Source organism: Streptomyces sp. NPDC002499, assembly GCF_053595415.1.
Window position 1 is genome coordinate 349,690 of record NZ_JBSFXO010000003.1, and the last position, 11,794, is coordinate 361,483.

General features: G+C 70.4%; 10 protein-coding genes. 6 read left to right on the forward strand and 4 right to left on the reverse strand.

Annotated elements, in window-relative coordinates; all coding sequences use genetic code 11:
* Nucleotides 1–57 precede the first annotated feature (57 nt).
* A complete protein-coding gene (locus ACWD5F_RS09570) occupies nt 58–951 on the forward strand; it encodes an alpha/beta fold hydrolase (protein WP_451252714.1) in 894 nt (297 codons plus the stop codon).
* A 188-nt stretch (nt 952–1,139) separates the two neighbouring features.
* On the opposite strand, the gene ACWD5F_RS09575 is transcribed toward ACWD5F_RS09570, so the two are convergent.
* A complete protein-coding gene (locus tag ACWD5F_RS09575; protein ID WP_451252716.1) occupies nt 1,140–1,712 on the reverse strand; it encodes a PadR family transcriptional regulator in 573 nt (190 codons plus the stop codon).
* Nucleotides 1,713–1,907: 195 nt separating this feature from the next.
* On the opposite strand from ACWD5F_RS09575, the gene ACWD5F_RS09580 reads away from it, so the two are divergent.
* From ACWD5F_RS09580 to ACWD5F_RS09595, 4 genes are all read left to right on the forward strand, one after another.
* Nucleotides 1,908–2,483 carry a hypothetical protein gene (locus ACWD5F_RS09580; protein ID WP_451253180.1) on the forward strand — a complete coding sequence of 192 codons (576 nt, stop codon included), beginning with the start codon at nt 1,908–1,910 and terminating at the stop codon, nt 2,481–2,483.
* Nucleotides 2,484–2,506: 23 nt separating this feature from the next.
* Entirely contained in the window at nt 2,507–3,868 is a 1,362-nt protein-coding gene (locus ACWD5F_RS09585) for a carotenoid oxygenase family protein (protein ID WP_451252718.1), read from the forward strand.
* Nucleotides 3,869–4,036: 168 nt separating this feature from the next.
* Nucleotides 4,037–4,720 (forward strand): RNA polymerase sigma factor, encoded by a 684-nt coding sequence (locus tag ACWD5F_RS09590; RefSeq protein ID WP_451252720.1) that lies wholly within the window; start codon nt 4,037–4,039, stop codon nt 4,718–4,720.
* 105 nt (nt 4,721–4,825) lie between these two features.
* Nucleotides 4,826–5,509, forward strand: a complete 684-nt coding sequence (locus ACWD5F_RS09595; protein ID WP_451252722.1) for an alpha/beta fold hydrolase — start codon at nt 4,826–4,828, stop codon at nt 5,507–5,509.
* Between the two features lie 124 nt (nt 5,510–5,633).
* On the opposite strand, the gene ACWD5F_RS09600 is transcribed toward ACWD5F_RS09595, so the two are convergent.
* Complete coding sequence (locus ACWD5F_RS09600) at nt 5,634–8,471, reverse strand: ATP-binding protein (protein WP_451252724.1); 2,838 nt, start codon at nt 8,469–8,471, stop codon at nt 5,634–5,636.
* Nucleotides 8,472–8,708: 237 nt separating this feature from the next.
* Here ACWD5F_RS09600 and ACWD5F_RS09605 point away from each other — a divergent pair, with 237 nt between their 5' ends.
* Nucleotides 8,709–9,404, forward strand: coding sequence for an alpha/beta fold hydrolase (locus ACWD5F_RS09605; RefSeq protein WP_451252726.1), 696 nt, complete (start codon nt 8,709–8,711; stop codon nt 9,402–9,404).
* Between the two features lie 73 nt (nt 9,405–9,477).
* Here ACWD5F_RS09605 and ACWD5F_RS09610 read toward each other — a convergent pair whose 3' ends face one another.
* A complete protein-coding gene (locus tag ACWD5F_RS09610) occupies nt 9,478–10,329 on the reverse strand; it encodes an isoprenyl transferase (protein WP_451252728.1) in 852 nt (283 codons plus the stop codon).
* A gap of 10 nt (nt 10,330–10,339) precedes the next feature.
* Entirely contained in the window at nt 10,340–11,656 is a 1,317-nt protein-coding gene (locus ACWD5F_RS09615; RefSeq protein ID WP_451252730.1) for an amidohydrolase family protein, read from the reverse strand.
* Nucleotides 11,657–11,794: the final 138 nt, after the last annotated feature.

Consider the following 11,794-nt stretch of genomic DNA (forward strand, 5'->3'; position numbering starts at 1 on the left):
CACCCTGTGCGTCGCGTCCTGTCCGTGTCATCACCCTTTTCCTGACACGGAGTTCCCATGACCAACCCTCTTGTCGACCCCCTGGCGACCGGTACGCACACCGTCGACATCGACGGAGTGACGCAGCGCTATCACGTCCACGGAACCGGACCGGTCTGCGTCGCGCACTCCGGCGGACCCGGTATCGACTGGGAGTACCTGCGCATGCCCGCGCTGGAGCGGCACCTCACGATCGTCTACCTGGAGCCGGTCGGCACGGGCGGATCGGGCCGCCTTCCCTCCCACCCGCACGGATACACCCGGGACCGCTACAGCCGGTCCCTGGAGGCGCTGATCGAGCACCTCGACGTGCCCAAGGTGCATCTCCTGGGCCACTCCCACGGCGGCTTCGTCGTCCAGTACCACGCCCTGCGCCACCCCGAGCAGGTCGCCGGCGTGATCCTGTACGAGAGCGCGCCGCTCACCGGCCCCGAGCACTCCGCCGAAGCCATGCGGCTGGTGCAGGAGTTCGCCGCGGGCCACGCCGACCAGCCCGAACTCCCCGCGATCCTGGCCGGGTTCGAGGCCCTCTCCGGTGCCGAGGACGACGAGCGGATCACCGAGGTGCTCAAGGCGCTGGTCCCGGTGTACTTCGCCGACTACTGGGGCCGTGAGAAGGAGTTCGCGCCCTTCCGGGCCGCCGTGAGCGCCGCGTACATCTCGGGTCAGGACGAGAACGGCCGGCCGATCGTCATCGACGACCGCGCGGAACTCGGGTCGCTCACCGTGCCGACTCTGGTCGTCGTCGGCCGGCACGACTTCATCTGCGGGATGAAGTGGGCCCAGGAGCTGCACGGGCTGATCCCCGCGTCGGAACTGCTGGTCCTGGAGAACAGCGGTCACTTCGGCCACGTCGAGGAACCGGAGGAGTTCGCCGGGGCGATCGCGGGATTCGTCGCCGCCGTCTCGTAGCGCCTGGCCTCCCGTTTCGCAAGGAAACCCTGCTCAGCGCGGTCGTTCGAACCTGGACAGTGCCCGTACGGGCTGTTCAGGTTTGACGCGGCCACGGGCGGGCGGGAGCGGTGATAGTCTCCAAGCGGAGAGACGCTCTCCGCTTGTAGGGAGTCCCCATGGCAAGCCGCAGGACGTTCGGCATGACCTCAGCGGGCCGGGTCGTCCGTCGTCGCCCCCGCCTCCGCGGCGGGCTCCGGGACGTGTCCCGCGAGGAGTTGGTCGGCGGCCCAGCGGGCCCACTCCTGTTCCAGGACGCGTTGGCGGATGCCGTGTTCCAGGACCAGCCTGCCGCACACGTTCAGCATGTCCCGGTCCCAGTTCTCCGAGTCCCGCAGGGCCACCAGGGCGTCGTGCTCCTTGGCCGAGGTGTCCGCGTGGTCCAGCAGGCGCTGCACGGCCTCGTCGCGCGGCAGGAGCCCCAGGAAGAAGGTCTGAAGGAGCATCGGGTTCCGCTGCGGCCGGCTCTCCTGGACCTCGGTCAGCCAGCGCACCGTCTCCGCGTGCCCGTCGGGGGTGAGCGAGTACTGCTTACGCCCCCGGGGGCCCTCCTCGGTGACCTTGATCAGGCCTGTCGCGTCCAGCTTCGTCAGCTCGCCGTAGATCTGACTCTGCTTCGCGGGCCAGACGTACCCGAGAGAGGTGTTGAAGATCTTCAGCAGGTCGTAGCCGCTGCCGGGGCGGAAGACGAGGAGTCCCAAGAGGGCGTGACGAAGGCTCATGTTCACAACCTTAACCCCCGGCCCTCCAAAAGTGACAGGTCGAAAACTACCCCTGCGGATCCCGCCTACAGGCCCCATGGGCATCGGATCGACTTCTGTTCAATATTCCGGTCTTGACATGTTGGTTTCGGAGCTTCTAGCTTTCACCTGTCAAAGTTGGAACATCGAGATGCGAGGTATCACGACGTGGGCGTTATGGGTTATCTGCGGGGTTTCACCCCATGGATCGCGGCAGGGGTCGTCTCCGCCTTCGACTGGCGCTGGGGCGCCGTGGCCGGCTTCGTCGTCGGCGTTCTCCTGCTGGTGCAGGACCGCAGCCGGGGCGTCGCGATGGACGCGATGGTCCTGGAGATCAGCACGATCATCTACTTCGTCATCATCGGAGCGATCTCCTTCAGCTCGCCCGACTCATCGGTCCAGGACCACAGCGACGTCCTCTCCTTCGTCTGGCTGGCCCTGACGGCCTGGGGCAGCATGGCGGTCAAGAGCCCCTTCACGCTGGGCATCGCCCGTCGCCAGACGCCCGAGGAGTACTGGAACACCCCCGGCTTCCTCGCCGTCAACAACCACATCACGGCCGCCTGGGGATCCGGCTTCACCTTCATCTTCGTCGTGCTGGCCATCGCCAACGCCACCGACGCCCCGGCCTGGGTCGGTATCACCGCGCACGTGGTCGGCCTGGTCGCCCCCGCGATGTTCACCGCGATCTACCCCCGTCGGGTCCAGGCCCGTCTCGAAGCCCTGATGGCAGCGAACGCAGCGAACGCCTGACCGCACTCCCGAAGGAACTTCCCGTGAGCACAGACACAACCCCTCCGCACCTCGCCGGAAACTTCGCCCCGGTGCCCGACGAGATCACGGTCACCGAACTGGCAGTGACCGGCTCCGTCCCGCCGGAACTCACCGGCTGGTACCTGCGCAACGGCCCCAACCCGCACGAGGCGGACTCGGCCCACTGGTTCACCGGTGACGGCATGGTCCACGGAGTGCGTCTCGAAGACGGCAGGGCCACCTCGTACCGCAACCGCTGGGTCCGCACCTCCACCCTGGAGTCGGGCGCCCTGGTCTACGGCCAGGACGGCGAGATGAACCTCGCCGCCGGCGTCGCCAACACCCACGTCGTACGGCACGCGGGCCGCACGCTCGCCCTCGTCGAGACGTCCTTCCCCTACGAGCTGAGCTGCGAACCCGGACGCGAGCTGGACACCGTCGGGCCCTTCGACTTCGGCGGCCGGCTGCGCACCCCGATGACCGCCCACCCCAAGACCTGCCCGGTCACCGGCGAACTGCACTTCTACGGGTACGGCGGCCTGTCGGCGCCCTATCTGACCTACCACCGCGCCGACGCCAGTGGTGAGTTGACCGTCAGCCGGCCGGTCGACGTACCGGCGCACACGATGATGCACGACTTCTATCTGACCAGGAACCATGTCGTCTTCATGGACCTGCCGGCCGTGTTCAGCATCGAGCGCGCCATGGACCCCGACGGCGGCATGCCCTACGTCTGGTCCGACACCTACGGCGCCCGGCTCGGCGTGCTGCGCAGGGACGACCCGCACGGGGACATCCGCTGGTTCGACATCGAGCCCTGCTACGTCTTCCACACGCTCAACTCCTACGAGGAGAACGACGGTCGGCGGCTCGTCCTGCTGGGCATGCGCTACCCCCGCCTGGGTGACGGCGTGGCCGTGGCGGACCCCGCCCAGCTGTGGCGCTGGACCATCGACCTCACCACGGGCGCGCTCACCGAGGAGCAACTGGACGACCACCCGGGCGAGTTCCCGCGCATCGACGACCGACTCCAGGGCCTGCCCTCGGACTTCGGCCACGCCACGGCGGGCCCGGTGCCGGAGCTCCAGCAGTACGACCCGGACGAGGCACGTGCCGCGATCCACCGGTACGACCTGCGCAAGTCCAGTGTCAGCAGCCACTACTTCGCCCCGGGACGCCTGCCGGGCGAGGCGGCCTTCGCCCCCGCCGACGATCAGCCCGGCGGACCAGGCTGGCTCATGACCTACGTCTACGACGCCTCGACCGACCGCAGCGACCTGGTGATCCTCGACGCCGACAACCTCACCCAGGAGCCGGTGGCCACCATCCACCTGCCCCGCCGGGTGCCCGCCGGCTTCCACGGCAGCTGGCTCGCGGACGCCTGACACGCAGCACACCCAACAGCGGGGAGCCGTTCCTCTGAGCACCCGTGCTCAGAGGGCGGTGCTCACCAAGTGCCCGCACGACCACGGGCGGTGAGCACCGCGAACTTCCCGGCGTCCTGACGCCATCACACAACCGACCAGGGACAGACGGGTGTTGGAAGGGTTCTCATGATTCGTGAGGTCGAGGAGGTGCCACGCGTCGAGGACGCCACGCTGACCCGGGCGGCCCAGGCGGGCGAAGTCGCCGCGCTGGGCCTGTTGTTGGAGCGGCACCGGGCGGGAATGCGTGCGGTGGCGCTGAGCATTCTCGGGCCGGGTGCGGACGCCGACGACGTGATGCAGGACGCGGCGCTGACGGCGTTGCGGCGGATCGGTGACGTACGCGATCCGGGTGCCGTGGGCGCGTGGCTGCGGATGATCGTGCGCAACGCCAGTCGGTCGGTGCTGCGGGACTCGGTCGTCGTCCGGCCCGTGGACGACCTGCATCTGGCGTCGACGGACGTGGGCCCCGAGCAGTGGCTCGAGCGGAACGCCCTGCGGGACTGGGTGTGGGAGGCGCTGGAGGAACTCTCGCCGGTGCTGCGCATGCCGTTGGTGCTGCGGCACTTCACCGCGGGGGTCAGCTCGTACGAGCAGATCGCGGACGCGTGCGGGGTGCCCGTGGGCACCGTGCGCAGCCGGCTCAGTCAGGGGCGGGCCAAGCTCGCCGCGGCCCTCGCCGCCACGGCCGACGCCCCGCACGGCAATGCCGAGGACCGGGTCAGGGCCAGCCGCATCGAGGCCCGCGAGATGCTCGCCGCCGCCCGCGGCAGGGCACATCGACCGGCCGCCGACCGCACACTCGTCTCCTGAGGCCGCCCCCGCACCACTAGGTCATTTGGCTGAAGCCCGGGCGGACGGACCGGCCTAGCTTGGAGCTGTCTCGCAGGGTCCTCAAAGACAACAGGAGCCACCTCCATGACCACCGTGAAGAACGTCGTCCTCGTGCACGGCGGATTCGTCGACGGGTCCGGCTGGCAGCCGGTGCACCGTCTCCTCACCGGCGAGGGGTACCGGGTCGTCGTCGTACAGAACCCGACCCTCTCCCTCGAAGGCGATGTCGCGGTCACCCACCGGGCCCTCGACGCCCTGGACGGACCGGCCGTCCTGGTGGGCCACTCCTACGGAGGCGCCGTGATCACCGAGGCCGGCCGGCACGAGAAGGTCGCCGCGCTCGCCTACATCGCCGCGTTCGCCCCGGCCAAGGGCGAGTCCGTCGGTTCGCTGGTCGCCGACCCGGCGCCCGGCGCGCCCGTGCCGCCGATCCTGCCGCCCCAGGACGGTTTCCTGTTCCTGGACCGGGAGAAGTTCCCGGCCTCCTTCGCCGGCGACATCCCGCCCGCGGATGCCGCGTTCCTGGCGGACGCGCAGGTTCCCTGGGGCCTGGACGCCGTCGGCGGCGAGATCACCGAGCCTGCCTGGAGCACCAAGCCGAGCTGGTACCTCGTCGCCGCCGACGACAGGATGATCCCGCCGCCGGTGCAGCGGACCATGGCGGAGCGCGCGGGCGCCACCGTGAGCGAGACCCCCGGCAGCCACGCCGTCCACGTCTCCCACCCCGAGGCCGTCGCGGAACTGATCAAGCAGGCCGCCCAGGGCTGACCCGGCGCCTTCGGACAGCATGCGTGGACCTTCGGTCTTCGGGTGACCCCCGACAGCCCGCCCTGCCGAGGCGGGCTGTTCGCGTTGCGGTCATCCCCCTTCACGGTGGCGGGAGTTGACGCCGTCAGGGGTGGTCAAGGCCGGTGAGCGCGTCGCGCAGGCCGGCCCGCGAGGTGACGTTCAGCTTCGGGAAGACGCCCCGCAGATGCGCGGCCACGGTGCGGGGCGACAGGAAGAGCTGGGCGGCGATCTGCTTGTTGGTCAGCCCGGTGGCCGCCAGCTGCGCGATCTGCCGCTCCTGCGGGGTCAGCAGCGCGTACCGGTCGTCGCTGGGCACCGCGGTCCTGATCGGGATGCCGCTCGCCCGCAGCTCGTTCGCCGCCCGCGCACTCCACGGCTCGGCCCCGAGCCGCTGGAACGTGCTGAGCGCGACCGCCAGATGGACGCGCGCCGCGCCGCCCGCCTTCGCCCTGCGCAGCCGCTCGCCGTACGCCAGCCGGATCCGCGCCGAATCGAACGGCCACCGTTCCGCGTCGGGGGCGTTGATGGCCCGCTCGAACAGGTGGTGGTCGATGACGTCGGGGTCGGCCATGGCTTCGGCGGCATCGGTCATCATGGCCAGCCGCGGCGAGACGGCGGGGATGTCGGACTTCCGGACCGCCGCGACATGTTGGACGGCCTCGGCGTGCCGGCCGGTGCGCGCCGCGGCCTCCGTGAAGTCCAGGAAGAGCAACAGGGCGTGCGGCATGTGCGAGGGCAGCGTGCCGGGCGTGCCCACCGACCGCAGCTGCCGGTAGGCGCCCTCGAAGTCGGCGCTGCCGAGCGCGGACAGGGCCCGGATGTGCGAGGCGTACACATGCAGCGCGCCCAGCCCCCGGGGGTTCCCCCAGGACACGAGCCGGTCGGCGATGTCCTGCGCGGTGCGGCTGTCACCCCGCGCGGCCGCCAGCAGGCCCTGCAGAAAACGGCCCGACCACGACGACAGCCGGTAGTTGTACGTCGCACACCACCGCAGCCCCTCGCCGGTGAGGTCGGGCACGTCGTCCCACTGCCCGCTGGCGTAGGCGTCGTTGGCCAGGATGAAGAAGGCCTCGATCGCCATGGCGATGGCCCCACCGCCGCGGCCGTCCTCGATGACCCGCCACAGGGCGCTGCGACAGCCGGGCACCCGGTCGACGTACGCGGCCGACTGGGCGGTGCGCACGATGCGCCGGGGATCGGTCTCCCGGTGCAGGTCGAAGACGAGTCCGTCGAGTGTCTCCAGTACGGACGACGCCGCATGGGCGGGATCGCCGAAGGCACCGCGCCGCACGGCCAACAGGGAGTCCGGGGAGCGCCGGCCGATCTCCGCGACCACGCGGTCGAAGGAGTGCCACAGCTCCGGCCTGCCGCCGAAGAAGCAGACCAGGAGCAGGGTGTGCAGGGCTTCGCTCATGATGTTGTTGCAGGTGGCGCTCGGCAGTGAATGGTTGCGGATCGCGCCCACGAGCAGCTTGTGGGCCGTGTCCACATCGCCCTCCCCGTTGAGGAGATGGCTGGCCGCCGCTGCCGCCGCCGCGAGGGACTCGGTGCCCACGCCCGCGGGGTCGACGAGCAGCGCGTTGTCCAGCAGCGCGCGGACGTTGCGCAGATCGCCGGTGATGTTGGCGCCGAGACAGGCCGCCTCGGCCAGCATCCGCGCCTTGGCCGTCGCCTCGCCACTCAGCTCGGAGGCGCGCAGCAGGGTGGTGATGGCACCGACCGCGTCGCCGCGGCGCAGCGTCCCGTAGGCCACTTCGTACAGCAGGGACGCCACCTCGTCGTCCGGGCCGACGGAGGCCGCGGCCAGGTGGCGGGCCCGGCGCTCGGAACCTTCCGGGAACTCACCGGCCAGGGCCAGATGACCGCGCCGGCGCTCCGCGCTCGTCGACAGCTCCATGACCGCGGAACGGGTCAGCGGGTGCCGGAAGACGAGCCGGCCCGTCACGGAGTCGACCTGCACCAGCCCCGCCTTCTCGGCCGGACCCAGCTCGGTCAGGGCGTCCGAGCCGATCGTCGCCCGCTCCAGGACATGCAGGTCGCCCGAGGCGTCCAGCACCGCGAGCAGCAGCAACTCCCTTGTCGCGTCCGGGAGTCCGCCGACCCGCACGGAGAAGATCCCCTTGAGCCGTTCCGACAGCGGCAGTACGGCCGGCAGCGGTCCGCGCTCCGTCTGCTGCGCCTCGTTGAGCGTGCCGGGCAGTTCCAGCAGCGCCAGCGGATTGCCCGCGGCCTCCGCGACCAGCCGCTGCCGGACCCTGGCCGCCATGGCCGGGAACCGCTCCGCCACCAGCTCGTTCGCGGACTCCTCGTCCAGCGGCCGCACCTCGTGGGTGGGTATCCCGGTGCTGCTCAGGAAGGACTCGTCGCCGGTCCGGGAGGCCGCGAGCAGGGCCAGGGAGCTGGTCCGGATGTAGCGGGCGACGGTGCCCAGGACCACGGCACTGGGCCGGTCGAGCCAGGCCACGTCGTCGATGACCAGCGCGACGGGCCCCCTCTTCGCGGCGGTCCGGGACAACAGGACGTGCACGGCGTTGGCGATCGCGAGCAGTTCGGTGGGCTGTTCCTCGGAGAGTCCGCGCACCGCCTGCAGTGTTTCCGCCTGCCGGACCGGAAGAGCGGGAATTTCTCCCGTCAGCGGCTGAAGTATTTGATTCAGGGCGGAGAAACTGACGCTTTCCTCGAATTGCGAGCCCACTACGCGCAGAACTCGGAAACCCGCTTCCGAGGCCCGCCGCGCCGCGGCGTCGAGGAGGGCGCTCTTTCCCACTCCCGGCTCTCCGGTCAGCATCAGCGCGACGCCCCGGGTGGTGGCCGATCTGAAGAGTTCGTCGATGAGCTTCAGCTCCGCCGATCGTCCGACGAGGCGCCCGATCGAGCCTGTGCCGGAGCCGTCGGCCAGGTGCTTGTCGCCTTCCCTGCCTGCTGGTGCGGGGGATGACATGAAGCCTCCCATCGTGGTCGAGCCGAATCATCGACATGATGGGACGGGCGGCGAAAAGTTCGAACGAGATCGAGTGGCCTGCATCACATTGGCAGGGGAAGGTGTGGAAATCGGCCACGCGAGATCGCGCAACACCCCTGGTTCCCTAGGTCATTTGGCCGTAGCTGTGCGGATGGCCGGTTCATAAAGTAGGGGTGACCCAAAAGCTGGACCCGGTACTGGGGAACGGAGGCTGTCGTGGCCGCGGACATTTCCGTACGGAATGTAGTTCTTGTCCATGGCGGATTTGTGGACGGATCCGGCTGGCAGGGTGTCCACGAGCGTCTGGTGAAGGCCGGTTACCGCGTCGGCGTCGTACAGAATCCGACCCGGTCCCTGGCCGGCGATGTCGCCGCGACCCGACAGATCATCGCCGCGCAGGACGGCCCGGTGGTGCTGGTGGGGCACTCCTACGGTGGTGTCGTCATCACCGAAGCGGGGCTGGACCCCAAGGTCTCCGCGCTCGTCTACGTCGCGGCCTTCGCCCCGGACAAGGGCGAGTCCGTCGGCTCCCTGATCGCCGACCCGCCGGCGGGCGCGCCGATTCCGCCGATCCTTCCGCCGCAGGACGGCTACCTGTTCCTCGACCGGGACCGCTTCCACGCGTCCTTCGCCGGTGATCTGCCAGAGGCGCAGGCGCGGTTCATGGCCGATTCGCAGGTCCCGTGGGGGCTCGAAGCCCTCAACGGCGAGGTGGGCGAAGCCTCTTGGCGGACCAAGCCGAGTTGGTACCTGGTCGCGGCCGACGACCGGATGATCCCGCCGCCGGCCCAGCGGGCGATGGCCGCGCGCATCGGTGCCACGGTCGCCGAGGTGCCGGGCAGCCACTCCATCTACTTGTCGCAGCCCGACGCGGTCGTCGACCTCGTCGAGCAGGCGGCCACCACCGGCTGACACCTCGGCCGCCCCCGGACGCTCCGGCCCGCTGCAGACCCTCCCCCCGGACTGCACGCGGGCCGGAGTTCTCTCATGAGGGCGTGGGATTCCCCGCGATGTCCCGCTTCATGGCGAGCAGATCCTCGTTCGGTACGGCGCCGCCGAAGCGCCGGTCGCGGGAGGCGAACTCGACGCAGGCCCGCCACAGATCACGACGGTCGAAATCCGGCCACAGGACGTCCTGGAAGACCAGCTCGGCGTACGCGCTCTGCCACAGAAGGAAGTTGGAGGTGCGCTGCTCACCGCTGGGCCGCAGGAACAGGTCCACGTCCGGCATGTCCGGGTAGTACAGGTACTTCGCCAGGGTCTTCTCGTTGACCTTGGACGGGTCCAGGCGGCCGGCCTTCACATCCTCCGCCAACGCCTTGGCCGCATCGCCGATCTCGGCCTGGCCGCCGTAGTTCATGCAGAAGTACAGGGTCAGTCTGTCGTTGTCCTTGGTCTGCTCCTGCGCGATCAGCAGCTCCTTGGCCACCGACTTCCACAGCCTGGGCATCCGGCCCACCCACCGCACCCGGATCCCCAACTCGTCCAGGGTGTCGCGGGTCTTGCGGATGAAGTCACGGTTGAAGTTCATCAGGAAGCGCACCTCGTCCGGCGACCGCTTCCAGTTCTCCGTCGAGAACGCGTACAGCGAGATCGCGCCGACGCCCGCCTCGATCCCGCCCTGCAACACGTCCAACACCCGCTCGGCGCCCACCTTGTGGCCCTCGGTACGCGGCAGCCCGCGCTCCTTGGCCCACCGGCCGTTGCCGTCCATCACGATCGCCACATGCTTCGGCACCAGCTCACCCGGCAGCTTCGGCGCCCGGGCGCCCGACGGGTGCGGCTCCGGCGCCCGGTACTCACGGCGCTGACGCCCCAGGATCCCGCGTACGGCCATGACGTGCTCCTCAGATGATGTGGGCGGTCGATCGGGCCGCGGCCCGCTGGGCGTCGACGCGGTCGACGCGGACGGTCTCGCCGTCCACGACGACGGGCTCGCCCGCCACCCAGACGTCCTGGACCGCGCGGGAGCCGGCCGCCCACATCAGGTTGGAGACGAGGTGGGTGTCGGAGACGTCCAGGCCCGCGGCGAAGTGGGGCCCGTCCACGGCGACATGGACCAGGTCCGCCCAGGTGCCCGGGCGCAGCGCGCCGATGTCGGTCCTGCCGAGTGCGGCCGCTCCCACGGTCGTCGCCATGAGGAACGCGTCCTCGGCGGTGAGCGCCAGCGGGTCGGAGGTGGCGAGGCGCGTGAACATCATCGCGAGCCGGGCCTCCTCCCACAGGTCGAGGTCGTCGTTGCTCGCGGGTCCGTCGGTGCCGAGGCCGACCGGGACCTCTGCCGCGCGCAGTTCGCGCAGCCGGGCCGTGCCGGAGGCGAGCTTGGCGTTCGAGCCGGGGCAGTGCGCGACACCCGCGCCCGCCTGCGCCAGCAGGGAGATGTCGTCGTCGGAGAGGTGGACGGCATGGGCGGCCAGCAGCCGTCCGTCCAACAGCCCGGTCTCCTTGAGGAGTTGAGGGACGGATCCGTGACGCTCGCGCGTCGCGATGTCCTCGGCGAGCGTCTCGGCGGCGTGGATATGGACCAGCGCGCCGCGCTGGGCGGCCTCCTCCGCGACGACGCGCAGGGCCTCCGGCGGCAGGGTGTAGGTCGAGTGCGGCCCGTAGCAGAGCTCGATACGGTCGCCCGGTCCGAAGCGGAGGCCGTCCGCGTCGATCCACTTGCCGATCGCGGCGACGTCGCCCCGCCAGTCCATGCCGGGCAGGTCGAAGACGGCGGGGGCGACCAGGACCCGGCTCCCGGCCGCCAGGGCCGCGTCGACGACCTGTTCGGCGTGCGCGTACATCTCGGCGCTCGTGGTCACGCCGAAGCGGAGCATCTCGACGCAGCCGAGCAGCATGCCGGCGCGGGCGTCCTCGGGCCGCATCCGTCCCTCGGCCGGCCAGATGGCGTTCTGCAGCCACTCCAGCAACGGCAGGTCGCCGCCGAGGCCCCGCAGCAGGGTCATCGGGGAGTGCGCGTGGGTGTTGACCAGTCCGGGCGTGAGGATTCCGGTCAGGCGGGTGCGGGGGACCTCGTCCGCGACCGGGGGAGCCGCGTCGGCCGTACCGCAGTACGTGATGCGGCCGTCCGGGCCGACGTCGAGGACCGCGTCGCGGATCACCGAGCAGGACGGGTCGGCGGGCAGGGCCACCGGGGCATGGAAACGTCGTGACGTCGACATGGGACGGGGTGGATCCAATCTGGTGCGGGGGGAGGGGGAAAGACGGTTGTCGCCGCACACAAGACGGTAGGCCCGCGCGGGAGTTCGCTCCGCACGGCGTGATCCCTCTCACAAGAACACCGTGGCCGGTGACGACTG